22 protein-coding genes are annotated in these 20,558 nt (G+C 37.8%); 3 read left to right on the forward strand and 19 right to left on the reverse strand.

Annotation, left to right across the window (positions count from 1 at the left end):
* Positions 1 to 12: 12 nt before the first annotated feature.
* From CVT18_RS06585 to CVT18_RS06635, 11 genes are all read right to left on the reverse strand, one after another.
* A complete protein-coding gene (locus CVT18_RS06585) occupies positions 13 to 537 on the reverse strand; it encodes a threonine/serine exporter family protein (RefSeq protein WP_103628940.1) in 525 nt (174 codons plus the stop codon).
* Positions 530 to 1,312 (reverse strand): threonine/serine ThrE exporter family protein, encoded by a 783-nt coding sequence (locus CVT18_RS06590; protein WP_103628939.1) that lies wholly within the window; start codon positions 1,310 to 1,312, stop codon positions 530 to 532. The genes CVT18_RS06585 and CVT18_RS06590 overlap by 8 nt, the downstream gene beginning before the upstream one ends.
* Complete coding sequence (locus tag CVT18_RS06595) at positions 1,296 to 1,775, reverse strand: DUF4149 domain-containing protein (protein ID WP_103628938.1); 480 nt, start codon at positions 1,773 to 1,775, stop codon at positions 1,296 to 1,298. Before CVT18_RS06595 ends, CVT18_RS06590 begins: the two co-directional genes overlap by 17 nt.
* 10 nt (positions 1,776 to 1,785) lie before the next feature.
* Entirely contained in the window at positions 1,786 to 2,598 is an 813-nt protein-coding gene (gene prmC / locus CVT18_RS06600) for a peptide chain release factor N(5)-glutamine methyltransferase (protein ID WP_103628937.1), read from the reverse strand.
* The gene (locus CVT18_RS06605) at positions 2,588 to 3,790 is read right to left on the reverse strand and encodes a M48 family metallopeptidase (RefSeq protein WP_103628936.1); all 1,203 of its coding nucleotides are present in this window, start codon (positions 3,788 to 3,790) and stop codon (positions 2,588 to 2,590) included. The genes prmC and CVT18_RS06605 overlap by 11 nt, the downstream gene beginning before the upstream one ends.
* A gap of 11 nt (positions 3,791 to 3,801) precedes the next feature.
* Positions 3,802 to 5,175 carry a sodium-dependent transporter gene (locus CVT18_RS06610; protein ID WP_103628935.1) on the reverse strand — a complete coding sequence of 458 codons (1,374 nt, stop codon included), beginning with the start codon at positions 5,173 to 5,175 and terminating at the stop codon, positions 3,802 to 3,804.
* 179 nt (positions 5,176 to 5,354) lie between these two features.
* Positions 5,355 to 5,795, reverse strand: coding sequence for a hypothetical protein (locus tag CVT18_RS06615; RefSeq protein ID WP_103628934.1), 441 nt, complete (start codon positions 5,793 to 5,795; stop codon positions 5,355 to 5,357).
* A gap of 107 nt (positions 5,796 to 5,902) precedes the next feature.
* Positions 5,903 to 6,703 carry a 3'-5' exonuclease gene (locus CVT18_RS06620; protein ID WP_103628933.1) on the reverse strand — a complete coding sequence of 267 codons (801 nt, stop codon included), beginning with the start codon at positions 6,701 to 6,703 and terminating at the stop codon, positions 5,903 to 5,905.
* Entirely contained in the window at positions 6,700 to 7,347 is a 648-nt protein-coding gene (rpe, locus tag CVT18_RS06625) for a ribulose-phosphate 3-epimerase (RefSeq protein ID WP_103628932.1), read from the reverse strand. The genes CVT18_RS06620 and rpe overlap by 4 nt, the downstream gene beginning before the upstream one ends.
* A gap of 9 nt (positions 7,348 to 7,356) precedes the next feature.
* Positions 7,357 to 8,679, reverse strand: a complete 1,323-nt coding sequence (locus CVT18_RS06630) for a hypothetical protein (protein ID WP_199907363.1) — start codon at positions 8,677 to 8,679, stop codon at positions 7,357 to 7,359.
* 47 nt (positions 8,680 to 8,726) lie between these two features.
* Positions 8,727 to 9,473 carry a hypothetical protein gene (locus CVT18_RS06635; RefSeq protein WP_103628930.1) on the reverse strand — a complete coding sequence of 249 codons (747 nt, stop codon included), beginning with the start codon at positions 9,471 to 9,473 and terminating at the stop codon, positions 8,727 to 8,729.
* A gap of 173 nt (positions 9,474 to 9,646) precedes the next feature.
* On the opposite strand from CVT18_RS06635, the gene rpmB reads away from it, so the two are divergent.
* From rpmB to CVT18_RS06650, 3 genes are all read left to right on the forward strand, one after another.
* Positions 9,647 to 9,838 carry a 50S ribosomal protein L28 gene (gene rpmB / locus CVT18_RS06640; RefSeq protein ID WP_021090707.1) on the forward strand — a complete coding sequence of 64 codons (192 nt, stop codon included), beginning with the start codon at positions 9,647 to 9,649 and terminating at the stop codon, positions 9,836 to 9,838.
* Between the two features lie 23 nt (positions 9,839 to 9,861).
* Positions 9,862 to 10,992 (forward strand): potassium channel family protein, encoded by a 1,131-nt coding sequence (locus CVT18_RS06645; protein WP_085657532.1) that lies wholly within the window; start codon positions 9,862 to 9,864, stop codon positions 10,990 to 10,992.
* Between the two features lie 114 nt (positions 10,993 to 11,106).
* Positions 11,107 to 11,307, forward strand: coding sequence for a YdcH family protein (locus tag CVT18_RS06650; RefSeq protein ID WP_021091004.1), 201 nt, complete (start codon positions 11,107 to 11,109; stop codon positions 11,305 to 11,307).
* A gap of 25 nt (positions 11,308 to 11,332) precedes the next feature.
* Here CVT18_RS06650 and epsC read toward each other — a convergent pair whose 3' ends face one another.
* The 8 genes from epsC to lptE all read right to left on the reverse strand — a co-directional run bounded on the left by epsC (position 11,333) and on the right by lptE (position 20,558).
* Entirely contained in the window at positions 11,333 to 11,884 is a 552-nt protein-coding gene (gene epsC / locus CVT18_RS06655) for a serine O-acetyltransferase EpsC (RefSeq protein ID WP_103628929.1), read from the reverse strand.
* A gap of 4 nt (positions 11,885 to 11,888) precedes the next feature.
* Positions 11,889 to 12,794 (reverse strand): cysteine synthase A, encoded by a 906-nt coding sequence (gene cysK / locus CVT18_RS06660; RefSeq protein ID WP_103628928.1) that lies wholly within the window; start codon positions 12,792 to 12,794, stop codon positions 11,889 to 11,891.
* Between the two features lie 118 nt (positions 12,795 to 12,912).
* The gene (locus tag CVT18_RS06665; protein ID WP_103628927.1) at positions 12,913 to 13,581 is read right to left on the reverse strand and encodes an endonuclease III domain-containing protein; all 669 of its coding nucleotides are present in this window, start codon (positions 13,579 to 13,581) and stop codon (positions 12,913 to 12,915) included.
* Positions 13,578 to 14,342 carry an ATP-binding protein gene (locus tag CVT18_RS06670; RefSeq protein WP_103628926.1) on the reverse strand — a complete coding sequence of 255 codons (765 nt, stop codon included), beginning with the start codon at positions 14,340 to 14,342 and terminating at the stop codon, positions 13,578 to 13,580. Before CVT18_RS06670 ends, CVT18_RS06665 begins: the two co-directional genes overlap by 4 nt.
* Positions 14,339 to 17,284, reverse strand: coding sequence for a transcription-repair coupling factor (mfd, locus tag CVT18_RS06675; RefSeq protein WP_107824354.1), 2,946 nt, complete (start codon positions 17,282 to 17,284; stop codon positions 14,339 to 14,341). Before mfd ends, CVT18_RS06670 begins: the two co-directional genes overlap by 4 nt.
* Positions 17,265 to 18,467 carry a Mur ligase family protein gene (locus CVT18_RS06680; RefSeq protein ID WP_103628924.1) on the reverse strand — a complete coding sequence of 401 codons (1,203 nt, stop codon included), beginning with the start codon at positions 18,465 to 18,467 and terminating at the stop codon, positions 17,265 to 17,267. The genes mfd and CVT18_RS06680 overlap by 20 nt, the downstream gene beginning before the upstream one ends.
* Positions 18,464 to 20,038, reverse strand: coding sequence for a GGDEF domain-containing protein (locus CVT18_RS06685; RefSeq protein ID WP_107788345.1), 1,575 nt, complete (start codon positions 20,036 to 20,038; stop codon positions 18,464 to 18,466). The genes CVT18_RS06680 and CVT18_RS06685 overlap by 4 nt, the downstream gene beginning before the upstream one ends.
* The gene (gene lptE / locus CVT18_RS06690) at positions 20,019 to 20,558 is read right to left on the reverse strand and encodes an LPS assembly lipoprotein LptE (protein ID WP_103604904.1); all 540 of its coding nucleotides are present in this window, start codon (positions 20,556 to 20,558) and stop codon (positions 20,019 to 20,021) included. The genes CVT18_RS06685 and lptE overlap by 20 nt, the downstream gene beginning before the upstream one ends.

Raw genomic sequence — 20,558 nt, forward strand, 5'->3', positions numbered from 1 at the left:
CGAAAGTTAAAATTACTCGCGCATCTTCCTCGCCGCTAGATCACACTTAGCGCCGCGAGTTATCATCAAGGACTGATCGTAAAATAAAATAAGCACCACCGAAACGCCCACGCCAAGGGCTAGCGAGACCGTCGTAGTCGTGATTGCGTTATCGAAAAATATGATTAGATATTCGTTTTTCTTAGCGATATTAGGCTCGTTTAGAAACGAAAATAGCGCCAAAATGCCCTTGTACGCGTAGACTCCCGGTACCATCGGCAAAAGCGCCGGAAATGCGATGATCTCGGCGGGCACCTTTAGCCGTTTAGCAAAGAGCATACCTAAAATCCCGCTTAAAAATGATACTATGAGAGTGGCGACGCTAATGTTAAAAAATCCCATCTGCATGATCCAAAAGCGGCTAGCGTGCGCAAACGCCGCAAGCAGCGCGCAAAATGCGAGAGTCCTTTTGGGCGGCGAGCTAGCGTAGGCAAAGCCAAGCCCAGCCACCGCCGCAAAAGCGCCGTCTATAAGAGTCGCGGTAAAAAGCTCAAACATGTAAAATCTCCGCATTGCTAAGCGAGAGTGTGATATAGACGCCCACTGCTATGCAAAGTATCAAGATGCCCGTGCTCACGGCCCTGCTGATGCCTACAAGCGTGTTGTCGTTTATGATATCAAAGACCGAGTTTATGAGAAAAACGCCCGGCATCAAAAATAGTATCGACGAGCCGATCGCCACGTCGCTAGTGTGCGTAAAGCCGTAAAATACGCCAAGATAGGCGATAAACGAGACGACGAACGAGACTAGGACGTACTGGATTTTTAAATTTACGCCAATTTTAGCAAGCGCAAATCTAAGGCTATACCCCACGAGCGTCGCAAAAAATACGCATACGACCGAGCCCGCGTCGCCGCCAAAAAGCTTGCAAAACGCCGCATTTGCAAGGCTTATTAAAATAAGCGAGCTTGCAAATTTATTCGCCCCTATGCGCATGACGCCCTCAAACTGCTCTTTTGCCTCATCTAAGCTTAAATTTTCATCCAAAATCCGCCAACTAAGCGATGAAAGCTCGGAAATACGGTTAAAGCTCACATAACCAAACGGGATCTTTTTCACGTAGGTTCGGCGTAGGGAGTTGTCGGCCGAGTCCATGACGCTAATGGTAAAATACTTCACAAAAATCGTCACGCTAATATCGTAGCCGTAGTGTCTAGCTATGCGGTCTACACACTTTTCTACGCGTGCGGTGTAGGTGCCAGCACTCACCATCGCCGCCGTGTATTCGGCTAGAAAATTTGTTAAAACTTGAATATCAGGCTTTGCATTCATTTTGGCTAATCTTAAATTTCACAAAAAATAAAATGATTTGCAAAACAAGCATGATTTTCATCACATATTCACTCGCACTATGCATTTTGGCAAATTCAGCCGTCTGTGTCGCATCGACCCCCAAATTTTGAGCGTAAACTATAAAAGGCGTAAAGAAAAATACAAAGCTCAAAGCTAAAGCCAAATTTAAAAAAGCAAGCATTAACATGCTAAATTTTAGTGAAAAAATAAGCTTTTTTCTAAGATCAAATAGCTCGCTAATCATTATAACTATGCTTATAAAAAGCAAAATATAATTAAATTTCAAAAATATCTTTGTCATCATTTGACCACTCATAAAATGCGTAAGTACGCCATCTCCTATGATGCTTTGTGGGAAAAATATGACTGGCGCCACCAAGATACCAAGCGTTAGCTCAGCTCCTATAAGTACTGCCAAAAGCAAAAAATAAACTCCTCTCAAACTCTCTCCTTTATATTTTTAACTTCGCGCAAAAGCCTCTATCAAAGCCAGCCAAATCTTTGTAAAAACTATACTCAAAACCATTGGCCTCTAAGAATTTTTGCATACTTGCTTTTTGATCGTACCCCATCTCACAAGCAACGTTTTTGATATTACGATCTTTGGTTATGAGAATAATATCTTTTAAAATTTCATCTCCTACTTCGCCTCCAAAGAGCGCACTTTCTGGCTCATTTAGTACAAATTTACTAAGTTTATAGCTTCTTGCAATATATGGCGGATTTGAAACCAAAATATCAATATCTTCTAAAATTTCATCCACATAAGAGCAGTTTAAAAATTTGATCCTCCCGCCTACATCAAATTTATCTGCATTTTTTTTAGCAAGCATCAAAGCTTTTTCATTGATGTCTGTCGCTACGATATTTGCATTTGTTTTTAGAGCTAGCATGATACTAATAATTCCACTTCCTGTGCCTATTTCTGCGATCTTTGGTTCATTATATTCGCGTGAGATTTCTATTACTTTATCCACTAAAATTTCTGTTTCAGGTCTTGGGATAAGCACTCCGCTTTCCACGTAAAAATCAAGCCCATAAAAGCTAGCTTTACCAGTTATATATTCAAGAGGCTCGTAGTTTTCATACCTTTTAACTAGAGCAAAATAGCCGCTTTCATCAAATTCATTTTTTTGATTTAAAAATATCCATTCAATGCTTACATCAAGATAGTTCATAAGCAAAATTTTAGCTACTCTGCTTGGATTTTGGCAAAGTGAGCTTAGTCTTAAACTAGCCTCTTTAAGAGCCTCTTCAATTTTCATTTTCCAGCTCGTTTATACGCTCAAAGAGGCTTGGGTGCGAGTGATAGACGAACGCGTAGAGCGGATGGGCCTTTGGGAAGGCCTTGTTTTCGGAGCCTAGTTTTTTTAGCGCGCTTATCATGTCGGCTTTGTTTGAGACGTCGCCTGCGAATTTATCGGCGCCGAATTCATTCGCGCGGCTAAAATACGAGCTCACCGGCGAAAATAAAAACCCGAAAATCGGCGAAAAAAGTAGCAAAAACACGATCGTTCCGCCGCCTCCGCTATGAAGCCCAAGCGCTTGATACGCCGCGTCTGGGATATTGCCGAATATCAAAAACATCGCAAAAAGCATAACCGCGCTTAGAGCGATCATTTTTAGGATATCTTTGTGCTTAAAGTGCCCCAGCTCATGCCCTAAAACGGCGATTATCTCATCTAAACTTAGTTTTTTAACGAGCGTGTCGAAAAGCACCACGCGTTTAGTCGCGCCAAGGCCACCGAAATAGGCGTTTAAGCGGTTATCGCGCTTGCTAGCGTCTATCGTAAAAACGCCGCTACTTTTAAACCCGCACTGCGCCAAAAGCCCTTCTATACGGCTTTTTAGCTCGCCATCTTCTAGCGGCTGCATTTTGTTAAAAATTGGTGCGATGAGCGTCGGATAGATGAGATTTATAACAAGCGCGACCGCGAAGCTAAGCAAAAACGCCCAAAACCACCAAAAATCGCCCAAAAATCTAATGCAAAGCAGTACCAGCCACACAAATAGCGTGCCAAAAACTAGCGTTAGCGCGAGCGTTTTAAGCAGGTCAAGCGCAAAAATTTTAGGCGTTACGTTTGAAAAGCCGAGCCTTTTATCTTTGACGAAGGTTTCGTAGATATTTAGCGGTAGTTCTAGTAGCGACGAAACGAGCAAAAATACCATAACCATAAAGACGTTATCGCCTATATCTCCCGTTTTATAAGCATGCCCCGATATCGCGCCAAGCCCCCAGTACGCCCACATCACAAATATCGCGGCGTGATAGAGAAGGCTTACTATCTCAAATTTTTGATTGCTTATCGCTGCAGCGGCGGCGGTTTCGTATTCATTCTGCTCTAACACGACGGCGGGCTTTTTAGCCTCTGCGCGTATAAAATTTATCTGCAAAATCGCCAAAATCGCCTTTGCGGCGACGTAAAAAAAGTAAATACCGAGTAAAAAATAAAACATATTTTTACGCCCTATTTTAAAAAATTATCGTAAAACGAGCTGATAAAAAGTACCAAAATGATAAACGGTACGACAAATTTTATATACCAAAACCAGATATTTATTAGTTTTGCATGTTTTTCACTACCTTGCAAAATTTCTTTTTTTGCATCATCTTTTAGCACCCAACCTACGAATATTGCACAACCAAATGATGTAAATACAAAAAATATCGTTGCGCTTATTGCATCATATGCATCAAAAATATTCTTACCAAAAATGCTTACGTGACTTAGTATGTTTGTAGCCATCAGCGAAGGTAAATTTCCTAAAATAAATATACCTCCAAGGACTAAAAATATTGCTTTCTTGCGTTTTATCTTAAATTTTTCTTGAAGTGTCGTGATTATTACTTCATATATTGGTAGCGATGTCGTAAGTGCAGCGATCATTAATAGTGTAAAAAATGCCACTGCAAAAAATCCGCCAAAAGGCATATGCGAAAAAACAATTGGTAGTGATTTAAACACCAAACTTGGGCCACTATCTGGCGATACGCCATAGCTAAAAAGAGAAGGAAAAATCATAAATCCTGCAAGCACGGCAATTACCGTATTTAAAATGCCTGTAATGATAGAAATTTTAACCAAACCCTCATCCTTTTTCACAAAGCTAGAAAGAGTGATCATCACACCAAATCCAAGCGAAAGAGCAAAAAATACCTGCCCCAAAACATCAACGAAAAGCTTTAAGTTTATCTTTGAAAAGTTAGGTGTCAAGTAAAATTTTACGCCCTCTATTGCACCATCAAGCGTGATATTTTTAGCGATCATAATAAGCATTAAGATAAAAAGTAGAGGCATTAAAAATTTCGCTGATCGCTCGATACCGCCGACCGCACCTTGTACCAAAATAGCGTAATTAACTAGCACAAAAACAAGCGTTGCAAAGCTGATAGCAAGTGGATTGCTTACAATATTTTGCTCATAAAACGCACTTGTCTCCTCAAAGCTAACTACATGTGAGAGATCAAGCAAGCCAAATGAAATTTGGGCGATATAGTTTAGCACCCAGCCGCCAATAACCATATAGTAAGCCATAATACCAAATGCACCAACAAGCCCCATCCAGCCAACGATCTGCCACTTTTTGCTGATCTTTTTGCCATTTATCGATCCACCAAAAGCATCCACAGCGTTGCATTTTAGGCGTCTGCCGATCGCGTTTTCGGCTAAAATCATAGGAATCCCTATAACAATCATTGCTATGCAAAATATCAAAACATAAGCACCACCGCCGTTTTGCCCGACCAAATACGGAAAACGCCACGTCGCACCAAAGCCGACCGTAGCTCCTGCAACAGCTAAAATGTATGTGAGCCTTGAACTCCAAGATTTTCTATCCATCTTTTTGCCTTTGTGAAAAATAGAGATTATATAAAAAAATTGATTAAATTTTGCTAGCAACAAGCGGTGTTAGGATGCAAGCCCGGTTTTTTGTTAATTTTAAGAATTTTTACGAATAATTTTTCTTTCACGTTTTGTTTTTATGGACAATTTTAGACAACTGCTTAAAAATAAATTTATTAGTGTAAAACACCAAATTCCACATATCCCTCCATCGCAATGAATAATATCCAGCCCTCCTTAGAACAGCAAAAATAGTGATGTTCTGGGATATTTTCAACTACAAATTTTAAAAAATCATAAAAATACTCAGGCGCAAATTTAACTTCTATATTTGTTAAGTTGTCGCCGATGTAGCTTATATCACCACTTAAAATTTTACTTTTGATACTTGGATTTGAGCTGAGAAATTTTTTAATGTCGGTAAATTTTTTATATTCAGCCGTTTTGTAATCTTTTAAATTTTGCAAAACTGGTTTTGAGCCGATAAAGGTCAAATTTTGTTCTATAAACTCCGCTCCATCATTACTCACGCACCAATTTTCACCAAATTTTGACAAAAAAGCGAGCATCTCATCGTCAGCTGAGATTAAATTTGAAACTAAATTTTTCTGGCTCATTTGCCTCCTTTTTTATAAAATTTAGCGAAAATGCCCATAATCCTTTAAAAACAAAGATCGCATAGAAATTAATGATTAAATTTAGGATTGTGAATAATTTTTTATTGCTAATTCGCACATAAAACCGGTTCAGGTTTTAGCTTCACACTTGGAGCTGTTTTGCTAAAGCTTATGAGATCCTCTGTCGTTTGGATACTAAAAGGCAGGCGTGTGAGGCAGACTTTAAAAATTTCAGCTGCTGCTATTGCGTCATTTAACGCTCTGTGGTGGGTATTGTTTATGCCAAGAAGCTCTTTTAGCGAGCCAAGTCCGTATTTTTGCGAAGCGATAGTGCGACGACTAAGATCGATGGTACAAAGCTTTCTATTTAGCAACATGCCAAGGCCGATCTCATTTAGGCTATGAGAGATAAATCCGTAGTCAAAATTTACGTTGTGCGCGATAAATACGCTAGTCCCTAGAAAAATTTTAAACCGCTCAAGCACATTTAGTAAATTTGGAGCGCCAACTAGATCGCTCGCCTTTATGCCAGTTAGCTCGGTGATATTTTCAGGCACCACAGGAGCTGCCACAAAGCTTTCAAAGCGCCCTATTTCGGTGCCATTTTTCATTTTTATTGCACCGATTTCAATGATCTGTCCGCTTGTAGTGCCACCAGTTGTTTCGATATCAACCACGCAAAATTCCTGCTCACTAATATCTCTAAATCTTGTGCCAAGCTCGATCTCATTCTCTTCATTTCTGGTGATATCAAGCCCAAGGGTTCGCCACATATCAAGATCGCGCACGTCAATGAGTGATGAAATTTCTTCTATATCGCCAAATCTTAAAATAAACTCATGATAGCTTAAATTTTGCCTAGCTAAAATTTCTATGCTATTTTCTAAACGCTGTTTTTTTGGTTTCAAAACTCAAGCTTTATGGCGCGGATGGCTTGTTCGTAAGAATTTGATGAGAAGATGTAGTTGCCTGCCACCAAGATGTCAGCTCCAGCCTCTTCAAGATCAGGCGCATTTAGTCCGTTTACGCCGCCGTCTACTTCGATGAGGCACTTGGCGTTTTTACGATCTATGAGCTCTCTTAGTGTCCTTGTTTTTTCAAGCACGACTGGCATAAATTTCTGACCGCCAAAGCCAGGATTTACACTCATTAAAAGCACCATATCGACTTCATCAATGATATGCTCGATCGCACTAACTGGCGTATGCGGATTTAGCACGATGCCAGGGCCAACGTCATTTTTCCTGATGTGATCAATGAGTCTCATTGGGTGCTTCTCTTCTTCGATGTGAAAGGTTAGAAATTTTGGCTTTAGCGGCAAGAAAAGGTCGGCAAAAAACGAGTTATTTTCAACCATCAAATGTATATCAAGTGGCTTTGTAGCTGCCTTTGCAACGGCATTTACCACAACTGGTCCGATGGTTAAATTTGGCACAAAATGCCCATCCATAACATCAACATGCACCAGATCGCACCCAGCCTCGCAAATGGCTCTTATCTCAGCTGCCAAATTTCCAAAATCAGCCGATAAAATACTAGGTGCAACGTACATTTTTTCTCCTTATTTAGTTACAAATATAAAGCCAATTTCGTCATCTTTTGCATCTAGCCTATTCATAATACCTATACTATTGTGATCAAAAAAAACATCATCAGATAAAATTTTAGGCAAGCTAACTTTTGCTTTTATGCCTTTTTGCCAAAGATGAGTCAAAAATTTATCTGTAATGATACTAAAAATTTGAGAATATCCACTTAAATAATCATTTGAATCATCGCCTTCAGGCATAAAAATAGAGCAAATTTTGTCTAATTTATCTTTTTTTACTCCAAATAGCACTCTTGCGTAAATATCACCATAATACTGAACACAAATGCGCAAGTAATCGCACTCATCCTCTATGTCAAGCGCACTAACCTTGGTATCAACACACAAAATTTCTTCTTCTGCTAACTGTGAGATAATTTTGCTCGCAATTTGCGTCACATAAGATGAAATTTGAGCAACGCTCTTGTTGATATCTACTGGCTCTGCATCAAAGTCTCTTTTTTTAAGATAAAAAATAGTGTCGTCTTTGTAAAAGTCATTTAAATTTTTATAGATAAATATATTTGCATCTTTAAGGTACGTTACTAATTCAATAGATAAATTTGCTTCGTTTATGCCACAAAGCGAAATAAATGCACCTGATCTTTTGCTAATGCTAGCAAGTTTGATTAGAAATTTTGCGCCTCTTATATTTAAAGCACCAGAAATATTTACCCATAAAAGAAAAAATTTATATCCGATTTTTAGCATAATATCATGAGCTGGCATATCAAAATCTTCAATAAAATCTGAGTCCATAAAACTTTTTATGGCATAAACAACGACACCATCTTTTATAAAAGTATCTATCTGATTTTGTCTTAATCTCACATGATTTAGCTGTGACACTGCATAACTATATAAATTCTTTTTTTTATTAAACTCGATCGCATCTCTAGCCTCAACCACATCAAATGAGCGATTTTTTAGGTAATTAGCTAAATAGTGCTTGTACTGCTCAGTCGAGTTGTAAATAAATACTTTGCCATTTGCATTGTTTAGAAATTTGTTTAAAAACAAGCTTGCGATATTTTCACTTTCAAACATTGAAATATTTAAAATATTCTTAACTGTTCTCATCATCAATTCATAAAAAATTTCATTGTAATCGCAAATCGCAAATACCACGCCAAACTTTTGCGCTTCTTCACTTAAATTTTCAATTACTCTACCAAGCCAAATAGGGCTAAAAAATGTAACATTTTTTAGTGAAAGCAATATAGCACTGATATCACGCGATGAAATTTGGTTTATATATTTTTCACTTAATTTTAATGGAACATTCTCTGCTTCCAAAAAACCAAAAGGCCTTATAATTGCCATAGAACCATTAAAAGTTAATTTCATTTTTGCAGAGCTTTTTTAATAAATATAATGGTTTGCATCTCTGGATAAACATTGATATCTAAAATTTTATCAACTCCAAAATCATAAAATTCAGGCCTGCTGGACTCATAAGAGAGCAAAATCTCAAAAAAGCAAAGCATCTCTTTATCAATCTTGCTTAATGATTGCTTACTCATATTCATTGCTTTTAAAAAAATATCCCAAAGACTAAAGCCATATTTTTTTTGCAAAATTTTATTATAGCTTACGTCAGAATACGAAATAACATCTGACATGCAAGATGGATATTTTGAAAATAAATTCTCACACACTATAATACAGGCCATAGAATACGGAGCAAGTGATAAATAGTTATAGTGCTTTTCTTTAAAAGAATTTAATATCTTTAGCCAATCTGATAAAATTTTAGCATTAAGCTCGATTAAATCAACGATTTTAAAATTAAATACCTTATAAATTTTTGGGGATTTTAAAAATATAAAATAAGAAAGCACTATCGCTCTAAAAGTATCAATGCCAAGCATATTTGCTATTACTACCAAATCGTTGCCATCATAAGGAATATCAAATTTTGCACGTTTAAAAATGGAGTTAAAGTAAGTTTTAAAAGATGCTATATTTTGTAAAGTAGTAACTGCCTCAGTTAGATTACCAGCTAATAAAAAACGCTCGACCTTTTCAAAAAGAGTTGGCATCTGCAAAACAAAATCAACATTTTTTTCGATCAACTCTTTACTAAGCATTTTGTATCACTCAAGATTTCTAAATATTTTTGCTATTTATAATTATAGGCAAAGGTGTTATTTTATCTAGATTATTAATAAAAATCAATTCTTTTAAAAAAGAATCTATTTAAGCATTACTTTTGTTTGTTTTAGATAAAATAAGCAGAAATTTTTGTTTATAAGGAAAAAAAATGTCAAAAAGATGTGCGATAACAGGCAAAGGACCGATGATAGGCAACAATGTGAGCCACGCTAACAATAAAACTAAAAGAAGATTCTTGCCAAATCTTAGAACGATTCGCGTTACGCTAGAAGATGGTACTACAAGAAAGATAAAAGTTGCTGCTTCTACTCTAAGAACGATGAAGAAACAATCAAACTAAGAATATAAAATGAAGAGGAATTTATGTCTTTTCTCTCAAGACTTTTAAAATTCCTCAACTGGTCAAACTCTACAAAACCAGAAATAAGCCTAGATACTGAGCTTTATGAACAATTAAAACCTTTTAGATTTCCACTAATTTCAGTCGTATTACTGTTACTTTTTGGAACATTAGGTTATATCTTAATAGATAATTTCTCGCTAATAGATGCCTTTTACCAAGCTGGCATGACTTTTACAACAGTTGGTTTTACCGAAGTTGCTCCAATAACTCCAAAGGGCAGAATTTTTACTATCACGTTTATACTTATTGGTTTTATTATATTTACACTATCGATCGGTATTGTGGTTGAGGTTTTAAAAAGAGGTACATTAATTAGCATTTTAAAGGAACGACGCATGCTTTATAGGATCGCAAGACTAAAGAATCACTTCGTTATTTGTTATCACAATCTATACACAATCGAACTTAGTGCTCAATTTCGCGAAAATCATATACCTTTTGTAGTGGTCGATGATAGAGAAGATATCGCAGAGCTAGCCCAAATTTACAAATATCCATATTTTATAAAAGCTCAGCCACACACACAAATTGCCTTTTTAAAAACACATCTATCAAGCGCAAAAGGTCTTATAACTCTTAGCTCAAATATTGCTGATAACATCGCCCTTATAGCATCTGTAAGACTTTATGAAAAAGAGATAGGTCGCAGAAAGCCTTATCATATCATCACAAATGCAGAGACAGAAGACGATACACAAAGATTAAAAAAATTAGGCGCTGACAATGTAGTGAGCCCATCTCGTCTGGTTGCACAACGCCTAAGCGCCATGAGCGTAAGGCCGGACATGGAAAATTTATTAGAGCAGTTTTTGTATACAAAAAATTCACCTATCGATATAGAAGAAATTCTTGTGCCTGATTACTCTTGGATAAGATTTAAAAGATTAAAAGAAACTCATCTACGAAACATAACAAATGCAGACATAGTGGGCATTAGAGATATAAATAATAATTTTGTACCAATGCCAAATGGTGACACATTAGTAGGAACAGGATCAAAGCTTTTAGTCATCGGTACCGTTGATGGAATACGTCTAACCAAGCGTGTTGTAAAAAGCAAACACAAACCTGAAGAATTTAAATACGTATAAAATAAATTTTCTACTTGCTCTTTTTAAAAATTTAAGCAATGTCTTGGCACCTTTTTTATATCCAAGCATTTACAAAGCCTTGATAAAATTTCTCAAATTTTTATAGGAGCCGATATGTTACATGAATATACAGACCTTATAAATGAGCTAAAGAAAACCGATGCTCGTTTTGCTGCTCTTTGCAAAAAACATGATGAGCTAAATAAAAAAATAGACGACAATCTGGCGAAACCATCTGAAATTGATAATTTAAAGAAAGAGAAGTTAAAACTAAAAGACGAAATTTATGCTCAAATTTTAAAGCATAAAAAGTAAGAATAAATTTATCTAGTCTTTGAGATTAGATAATAAACTCTGGTTCAAATTTTGTCCCATTTACTCGAACTATTCTCGCTGGTATACCAACGACTGTCGCGTTTGCTGGGACATTTTTTAACACGACCGAGTTTGCGCCGATCTTAGCATTTTCACCGATAGTTATGGCACCTAGTATCTTTGAGCCAGCTGCGATAGTCACGCCATTTTTTACAGTCGGATGCCTTTTGCCACACTCTTTTCCAGTGCCTCCAAGTGTTACTTGATGATACATCATTACATCATCGCCTATCTCAGCTGTCTCACCGATAACCACACCCATGCCGTGATCTATGAAAAATCTCTTGCCGATCTTTGCGCCTGGGTGGATCTCGATGCCTGTTAAAAATCTTGCAATTTGCGAGATGAGCCTAGCTAGAAAAAAATGCTCTTTTTTATATAGAAAATGAGAAATTTTATGAAACAAAACTGCATGAATACCAGGAGTATTTATAAGTATTGCCAAAAAGCAACACTTATGTACCGATGGGTCTTTTTCACGAACAGTTTGAACTAGCTCCTTTAGACTCTCCCACATATTTTTATGCTCCGTAAAGCTCTGTGCTTAAGTATCTTTCGCCATTATCTGGAGCTATGAAAAGTACTTTTTTGCCAGCGCCAAGTCTTTTAGCCACTCTTTTTGCAGCCACGTAAGCAGCACCACCGCTTATACCTATCATGAGTCCATCACTTTTAGCGATTGCTCTAGCTGCGTTTAGTGCGTCATCGTTGCTTACTTTTTCTACCTCGCTAACTAGGCTCATATTCATAGTATTTGGTAAAAATCCTGCTCCAATGCCTTGAATTTTATGCGGCCCTGGGTTGCCACCACTTAAAACCGGCGATGCTTCAGGCTCAACTGCGATGATCTCAGTATCATAGCCCTTTTCTTTTAGAACTTTTGCCACGCCGCTTATCGTGCCACCTGTACCAACGCCAGCTACAAATGCATCAAGCTTACTAAAATCAGCCACAATCTCAGCTGCTGTTGTTAGTTCGTGAGCTTGTGGGTTATACTTGTTTTCAAACTGGCTTAGCATTATGTGATTTGGCTGAGCTGCTAGCTCTGTAGCTCTTGCGATCGCTGCTTTCATACCACCAGATGCTGGAGTAAGCTCAAGTTGTGCGCCATAAGCAGCCACTATTTTACGTCTTTCGATGCTCATGCTCTCTGGCATGCAAAGTATCACTTTAAAACCAAGTGCAGCACCACACATCGCTACGCCAATACCAGTATTTCCGCTCGTTGGCTCAACGATCGTATCGCCATGTTTTAGCGTACCGTCAGCTAGCATTTTGGTTATCATATTAAATGCGATCCTATCTTTTACAGAGCCACCTGGATTAAAAAACTCTAATTTTACGTAAATTTCAGCCTCGTCAGCACTTGTTTTAACCTTTACGATAGGTGTATTACCGATCGTTTTTACGATGTTATCGTAGATCATCACTCCTCCTAAAATAAATAAGATAAATTTTGTGTAAATTTAGCACAGAATTTTAAAATAGATTATAAAAAGCCCCAATCTTTGGCAAATTTATAAAGAGTTGTTACATATTAGTAGTTTAATTTTTAATGCTGCTTAATATTTTTTGACCATTTTGGCTTAAAATTTTACCTTTGAAATTCTCTTTACAAAACTCCAAAATAAGAGCGTGGTAGAGTTTTAAAATTTCAACCTCATCAAATTTCTCGCTATCAAGAAATTTATAAATTTCATCATAATCAAGCGAACTAAACCACTCAGCCGCCTCATCGTAGCTCTCAAAAGTATAGTCAAAATACGCCATTATCCTAAGCGCGTAAGCATCAACGACCATATATGGCTTACCGCAAGCATATGCCAGTATCGCATCGCAAGTCTCGGCTCCAACACCTTTTACGCTTATGAGCCACTCACGGCTGGCATTTTCTTTAAAATTTTCAAAGCTCTCGAATTCATTTTTTATAGCTAGGCAGAGCATTTTTAGCCGTTTTGCCTTTGTGTTGTAAAAGCCACTTGGCTTTATGAGCGTAGCAAGCTCGCTGTTTTCAAGCTCGCAAATGCCTTGTAGGCTATCTTTGTTTGCTTTTTTTAGATTATCTAGCGCTTTTTCTACGTTTTTCCAGTTGGTATTTTGCACTAAAATAGCGCCCAAAACAACCTCAAAAGTACCCTCGCCTGGCCACTTTAGCTCATCAAAATTTTTGCTTTTGTGATTAAATAAGGTTAAAAATAGATCAGTTGAAGTCATTTTAAATTTTCTTTAAAAGTTAGATAAAACTGCTTTGCCGTCCTACCACTTCTGCTGGCTCTTAGCGTGGCGAAATTTTTAGCAAGCGTATGAAGCTCCTCTTTATCACCTGCGTAGTCTTTGAAGTAAAAATCAACCATTTTTAGATACTCGTCGTAGTTGCCCTGATAAAAACTAATCCAAAGACCAAAGCGATCTGAAAGAGAAATTTTCTCCTGAGCTGCGTCACTGTAATGTATCTCGCCGTCCATTAACTGTGAATTTTCATTTTCGCTTTTAAACTCGCTTATTAGATGTCTGCGGTTTGATGTGGCGTATAAAAGCACGTTTTTTGGAGGCTTTTGGATAGAGCCGTCCATTATAGGTTTTAGAAATTTATACTCATTGCTACCATTTTCAAAGCTTAGATCGTCGCAGAAAATGATAAATTTAAACTCACTTTTTCTAATATCGTCGATGATATCGCCAAGGTATTTTAGATCTTCGCATCCAAGCTCGATTATGCGAAGTCCAGCTTTATAAAATTTAGTAAAAACAGCCCTTACGAGACTTGACTTGCCACATCCTCTCTCACCCCAAAGAAGCACGTGGTTCGCATCCTTGCCTTCTATAAAATTTAGAGTATTTTTTAGTAAAATTTCTTTTTGTTTTTCCAGCCCATAAAGTGAGTCGATATCAACAAAATCAATATCATCAACTGGTTTTAGCATGCCTTTTGTGCTTCTGTAAATCGCTGCATACTTCACGCCCCAATCTATCACTTCTTATCCTTTCTTAGATAGACCAAAATTTCAGCCAATACATCGTCATCATCCTTGCTACGTGACTTTAGCCTGATCTTTTCATCATCATTTTTTATTATTAGTATGTTTTGCTCGCTGTTTGAGATCGTTTTTATGCCAGCTTTTAGAGCTAAAATTTTGATGATGATAAGGTCTAAAAACTGCTTTGTAAATGTATCTATCTTGCCAAATCTATCCTCAAGCTCGCTTTGTATCTCATAGACTTCAGCGACCTCTTTACACTTGCTAAGGCGCCTGTAAATTTCAAGCCTTAGCCTATCTTCTCTTATAAATTCTTGATTTAAAAAGGCGCTCACACTAAGCTTTAGATCGATCTTGTCAAGCTTTGCGGAGTCTTGATTTAGCAGTTTATTGATCTCGTCTTCTAGCATCTTTAGATATAGCGAGTAGCCGATAGCCTCGATGTGGCCGCTTTGCGCCTCGCCGATGATGTTGCCACCACCCCTTATCTCAAGGTCGTGATAGGCTAGCACTGAGCCAGCGCCCAAAAATGAGTTGCCCTCAAGTGCGACAAGGCGTTTTAGAGCGTCTTTGCTAATGGCATCTTTATCTTCAACTAAAAAGTAGCAGTAGGCCTGCTTATCGCTTCTGCCCACACGACCGCGCAGCTGGTGCAGGTCAGCCATGCCAAATTTATTAGCATTTTCTACGATTATGGTGTTTGCATTTGGCAAGTGGATGCCGCTTTCAACGATGCTGGTGCAAAGTAGCAAGTCATACTCGCCCCGCTCAAATTTCATCATCTCATCTTCAGCGACTTTTGCATTTATCTTTGAGTGAAGTATCAAAATTCTAAGCTTTGGCAAAATTTTTTTTAGCTCATTTGCCGTCTGCTCGATGTCTGCGATGTGGTTATGGATGTAAAAGGTCTGCCCGCCGCGTCTTAACTCACGCATGATCGCCTCTTTGACAACCTTTTCGTCCCACTCTCTCACGCTTGTTCTCACATCCAGCCTCGAGCTTGGCGGAGTGGCTAAAATGCTATATGTTTTTATCTTGCTAAGCGCCATATTTAGGCTTCTTGGTATCGGCGTGGCACTCATACTTAAGATGTGTGAGTGCTGAGAAATTTCTTTTAGCTGCTCTTTTTGTTTAACGCCAAATTTATGCTCTTCATCAACAACGATAAGCCCTAAATTTTCAGCCTTTACGCCAAGAAGCGCATGCGTACCCACGCAAACTATGGGCTCATTTTCTTTTAACGCTTTTTGCAGGCTTGATTTTTCTTTGGCGCTTGAGAAGCGGTCTAGCCTAAAGACCTTTATGCCAAATTTGCTAAATCTCTGGCTTAGCGTCTTGTAGTGCTGCGAGCTAAGTAGCGTCGTTGGCACGAAAAAAAATGCGCTAAAGCCTGATTTTATGCAGGTAAATATAGCATTCATCGCAACTTCAGTCTTACCAAAGCCAACGTCTCCGCTAAGCAGCCTATCCATGACCTTGCCGCTTTTTAGCTCATCCCTTATATCATTTACCGCTTTTTGCTGATCACTCGTATATGAAAAGCCAGCGTCTTGGACAAAATTTAGATAAGAGATGTCTTCTTTTTGCAAAATTTTACCAGCCACGAGCTCTCTTTTTGCCGCCATTGCTACGATCTTTGAAGCGATTGCGAAGAGTTTTTCTCTAACCTTTTCTTTTATCTTGGCAAAATTTGCCTTGCCCAAACGATCAAGCACCGCCATAGAGCCATTTTGAGCGATGTAGCGGTCTATCAAATTTAGATGTTCAACCGGCAAAAGAAGCTTGTCGTCATTTTGATAAGCGATAACCACAAATTCTTTCGTCGCGCCCAAAACTTTGATCTTTTCAAGCCCTAAAAACCTGCCTATACCATAATCTTCATGCACGACATAGTCATTTACTTTTAACTCGTCCACCACGAGACTTGAGCGCTTAACTCGCCTTTTTTTCTCAAATTTATTAAGTGAGACTACGATCTTGTCGTTTGAAGTTAAATTTACTACAAGAGGCGAAATTTCAAGCTTTACGTTAGCAAAGCCATCAAGCTCATAGCCCTTAAAAAGCCCTTCATTTCTTGAAAGAACGGTTATACTTTTGCTCTTATTTAGCTCAAAAAAGTCAAAATTTAAAGTAACTTCTAAGTCTTTATAGATCTTTGGTTCAGGCAAAATTTCAATGCCCTTGAATTTCTCCTTGGGCACATCATAAATTTCAAAATCTATCTTCTTAACAAGCTTTGAGTCAAATTCTTTCAAATAGTCACTAAAGCTATCGATCGCCCAAAATCCAAGCGAATTTAGGTCGCTCACCAAGGCGTCGCTTTGCATATCCTCGATCTTTTGGCTGACCTTTTCAAACTCGTCTTTGCTCAAATTTGCGATAAATGGCACGATCTCGGCCTCGCTTAGCTCGGCTTTATTGCTAATTTGCGTGGCGGTGTTGTAGTTCCTTATACTCTCAACCTCATCGCCAAAAAGCAAAATCCTAACAGGATCATCCATATTTACGCCGTAAATGTCGATCACTTCGCCGCGTATGCTAAACTCGCCAACGCTCTCAACGATATCGACGCACTCGTAGCCAAAGCGTATGAGTAAGTCGGTAAATTCGCTTAAATTTAGATTATCTTTTAGCTTGATCGTTGAGCTTTCTAGGTTTTTTTGCGTTGGAAGTGGGTTTAAAAGCGTGCTAAATGGGCTTATGATAATCTTTTTGCCATCAAATTTATAGTATTTGCTAAGAACGGATGAAATTTCAAAAAGCTCTTCGTTAAAGCTTCTTAGATCATCGCCCTTTTTAGCTCTAAAATCAGGTAACCTAAATGCACTAAAACCAGCAAAACTGGCCGCATCAGCGCAAAGTTCCGCCTCTTTGTCATCTTCACAGATGAGAATTTGTGGGGCGTGTGTTAAAAGATACTCATAGACCTTTGCTTGCATAGTACTCTTTTAAAAAGGCTTCGGCTAGATGAAATGAGCCAAAGGCTAGATAAATTTTGCCGTTTTTTGCCTCTTTTATATCGTTCATATCGCTTGGCTCAAACTCTCTATGTGAAATTTCAAGCTCGTTTAACGCTTTATTTATGAGCTCTCCGCCAAGCTCCCTGCCCTCGCAGTAGTAGTGATAAAGCAGCACGTCCTCAACGACTGGCTTTAAAGCTGCCAAAACCGCCTTGAAATCTTTATCTAAAAACGAGTTATAAACTAGAGTTAGCTTCTTGTCACTAAACTCTTTAGAGCTAAATTTCTTAGCCACAGCCTTTGCGCCAAGCTCGTTGTGACCAACATCCACATATAAATTTGAAGCGATCTTTTCGCATCTGCCTCGAAGCGTAAGAGTACCAAGCTTTTTGATATCTATGCTATTATCTAAAATTTTAGCTGCGGCGTAGGCTAGAGTTAAATTTGATCGTAAAAACTCTGGTAGATTAAATTTATCTGCATAGTTTGCGATCTCGTTTAAATTTTCTTTGGTTAAAATTTCTCTTGGAAAGCTCAAAATTGCGCCCCTCTCGCTTGCGATCTCTTTTGCGATAGCAACGCTTATCTCGTTCATCTCATCATTTAAAATAGCTCTTTTACCCATAGCTTCAAATTTCGTGCGAGAAATTTCTTCTAAGCTATCTCCAAGAACTGCCGTATGATCGAGTCCAATAGGCGTAAAAATACTTAACTCTTTTTCAAAAACATTTGTCGCATCAAGCACACCACCCATGCCAGCTTCGCAGACAAAATAGTCGCAACCCTCAAAAAGCACGGCAGAAAGCAGCGTCATATACTCAAAATAGCTCGTTTTTATCTTGTATTCATCACTTAAAAGAGCCTGCAAACGCTCATGAGCAGCCTCCAAAATTTCATCACTAGCAACCTCACCATTTAGCCAAAATCGCTCATTAAATTTAAATATATGAGGGCTTGTGTAGTGCCCGACTTTTGCACCGTTTTGGCTTAAAATTTGCGCTAAAAAGCGGCCAGTGCTACCTTTGCCATTTGTGCCGATGATGTGAATAATCTTAAATGGCTTTATATGCTCTTTTATAGTCGCATACGCTCTAATAATCCTGCCATAGTCAATCTCTTTATAGTAAAGTGGTTTGCCATCAAGAAATTTAGCTAGGCTCATTTTTCCTCGATTATCTTTGGCATTACTTGATTTCTACCATTTTCTTTTGAGAGATAAAGCATCTTATCAGCAGCCTCAAGCGTCATTGTCTCACTTAAATTTGCACTTCTTGTCGCTATACCAGAGCTGATAGTAACTTTGATGCGCTCATTTTTATAGATAAATTTGAAATTTTCTATCATACTTCTTAGCTTATCTCCAAATTTAACACTATCTTTTAAGCCAGTGCTTGGAAGCAAGATTACAAATTCTTCGCCACCATATCTACCAACAAAATCAACCTTTCTAGCATTTTTCTTAAGTACTTGAGCTACCGCTGAAAGAATAACATCTCCAGCCTCATGCCCATAAGTATCGTTTATGCTTTTGAAAAAGTCAATATCAACAAAGCAGATAGAATAGTCAGTCCCATAGCGTTTATATGCCTCTTCAATGCGTTGAATCTCGTTCATCAAAGCACGCTTAGTAGATACCTTTGTCAAAAAGTCTTCTTTGCTCTCCAGTTTAGCTTCCTCAAGCTCTTTTTCAAGGCTGTTTACTCTATTTTGAAGCTCTAAGATAGTAGCTTGTCTATTGTGCATCTCGATACCAAGCTCTTTGCTCTCGATCTCCAAAGCACCAGCGATCTCAATAAGCATGCTTCTTACTTGATCAATGCTATTTGTATTTAAATTTACATTTTTTAGATCATTTTTAATGCTTTTAACTTTATCAGAACTACTTTGCGAACTAACCGCAATATCAGAAATTTTCTCGCTTATATTTTGCAAGACATTATTTAGCGAACCAACTTTTTCTATGATCTCCGTTCTATCTTCTTCTATCCTGCGATCAACAAATGCCTTTACCTTTTCTTGAAATTCTTTGCTATTTAAGGTTTTAGGATTTTGCTTCAAAGTACTTCTTATCGTGCTAAGCTCTTCATCAAGATCCTTTGTAATAGAAGGCTCAAGAGTAAGGCTTAAAAGCTGAATCAAAACATCCTCTTCGCCATCTTCATCTTTTTGTGTAAGAAATTTCTCAAGTTCAGAACTCATTGTCTTTAAATCATCAAAATTTCTAACACCATAATATTTCAAAAATTCTAAAAACTCAGTGTCGTAAGAGCTAACAAAGTCAAACCATCTAAGGCACATTTCTTCAAGATTTTTCTCATCATATCTTCTAGCGAGCAGCTGCATACTTTGCTCTGCTAAGCTTTTTGCATCTTTATTGTGAAGCATTGAGATAGCTTGGAGAATTCTTCTAGCAAATGCATTTAGCGACTGTAGTTTTTTATCATCAGCCACAAGGCCTGCTCCTTGTTGAGCACCCCTAGAGAGCCTAGCAGTCATAAAAGCGACAAACTCATCGACCGTCTTTATATGAAGGCTTAGGGCTTGATTTTTATATTCGTCACCAAGCCTTGAGATATATTTTTCTATCTTTTTACTCTCTTCTGTTGTAAAGCCGTATTTTTTAGAAATTTCATTATAGACTTCAGTGTAATTCTCTGGCGTTAGCATCAAATGGCGATCTTTGATCTCATTTAAGGCTTCCTTGACTATTTGACTAACGGTTACTGCTGCCATTTCTATATCCTTTTACCGCTAAACTTGCGATATACTCATCAAAGGCCTCTTTTGATGCCTCTTTGATAGCTTCGTATTTTTGAGTATCACTAAGAACGCTATCAGCAAATCTTACATCTTTTTGACGTCTTGCGACACTAAAGTCATACTCGCCAGTGGCTGGAATATCAACTACGGTGCCATCTTTAAATTTAGTCTTATAATTTAAGCTTAAATGTGCTTTATATGACGTAATGTAGCCAAACTCATCATAAATGATCGCTTCATAGCTTAAATTATTAACTGAAACTATTATCGAAGTATCAGCACTCTCTTTGCTTGATAAATTTTTATTTAGCCTTGCGACCATACCCTCTTTTACAGCATCCTTTATCCAAACGCTATTTTTTGGCTCTTCTTTGCTGATAATCACATCAACGTAAATTTTATCGCCAACTAGATCATGTGTGATCTTTGAAACTGGTTTATAACCACATCCGCAGATAAATATCGCAATAAAAAACGCTAAAAAATATCTCAA

The sequence above is a fragment of the Campylobacter concisus genome (assembly GCF_003048405.1).
GTDB classification, from domain to species: Bacteria; Campylobacterota; Campylobacteria; order Campylobacterales; family Campylobacteraceae; genus Campylobacter_A; species Campylobacter_A concisus_Q.

What these genes read in the sequence shown, in the direction of transcription:
- CVT18_RS06585 (WP_103628940.1), bottom strand. Translation starts at nt 537, where the DNA reads ATGTTTGAGCTTTTTACCGCGACTCTTATAGACGGCGCTTTTGCGGCG.
- CVT18_RS06590 (WP_103628939.1), bottom strand. Translation starts at nt 1,312, where the DNA reads ATGAATGCAAAGCCTGATATTCAAGTTTTAACAAATTTTCTAGCCGAA.
- prmC (WP_103628937.1), bottom strand. Translation starts at nt 2,598, where the DNA reads ATGAAAATTGAAGAGGCTCTTAAAGAGGCTAGTTTAAGACTAAGCTCA.
- CVT18_RS06605 (WP_103628936.1), bottom strand. Translation starts at nt 3,790, where the DNA reads ATGTTTTATTTTTTACTCGGTATTTACTTTTTTTACGTCGCCGCAAAG.
- CVT18_RS06610 (WP_103628935.1), bottom strand. Translation starts at nt 5,175, where the DNA reads ATGGATAGAAAATCTTGGAGTTCAAGGCTCACATACATTTTAGCTGTT.
- CVT18_RS06615 (WP_103628934.1), bottom strand. Translation starts at nt 5,795, where the DNA reads ATGAGCCAGAAAAATTTAGTTTCAAATTTAATCTCAGCTGACGATGAG.
- rpe (WP_103628932.1), bottom strand. Translation starts at nt 7,347, where the DNA reads ATGTACGTTGCACCTAGTATTTTATCGGCTGATTTTGGAAATTTGGCA.
- CVT18_RS06635 (WP_103628930.1), bottom strand. Translation starts at nt 9,473, where the DNA reads ATGCTTAGTAAAGAGTTGATCGAAAAAAATGTTGATTTTGTTTTGCAG.
- rpmB (WP_021090707.1), top strand. Translation starts at nt 9,647, where the DNA reads ATGTCAAAAAGATGTGCGATAACAGGCAAAGGACCGATGATAGGCAAC.
- CVT18_RS06645 (WP_085657532.1), top strand. Translation starts at nt 9,862, where the DNA reads ATGTCTTTTCTCTCAAGACTTTTAAAATTCCTCAACTGGTCAAACTCT.
- CVT18_RS06650 (WP_021091004.1), top strand. Translation starts at nt 11,107, where the DNA reads ATGTTACATGAATATACAGACCTTATAAATGAGCTAAAGAAAACCGAT.
- epsC (WP_103628929.1), bottom strand. Translation starts at nt 11,884, where the DNA reads ATGTGGGAGAGTCTAAAGGAGCTAGTTCAAACTGTTCGTGAAAAAGAC.
- cysK (WP_103628928.1), bottom strand. Translation starts at nt 12,794, where the DNA reads ATGATCTACGATAACATCGTAAAAACGATCGGTAATACACCTATCGTA.
- CVT18_RS06665 (WP_103628927.1), bottom strand. Translation starts at nt 13,581, where the DNA reads ATGACTTCAACTGATCTATTTTTAACCTTATTTAATCACAAAAGCAAA.
- mfd (WP_107824354.1), bottom strand. Translation starts at nt 17,284, where the DNA reads ATGCAAGCAAAGGTCTATGAGTATCTTTTAACACACGCCCCACAAATT.
- CVT18_RS06680 (WP_103628924.1), bottom strand. Translation starts at nt 18,467, where the DNA reads ATGAGCCTAGCTAAATTTCTTGATGGCAAACCACTTTACTATAAAGAG.
- CVT18_RS06685 (WP_107788345.1), bottom strand. Translation starts at nt 20,038, where the DNA reads ATGGCAGCAGTAACCGTTAGTCAAATAGTCAAGGAAGCCTTAAATGAG.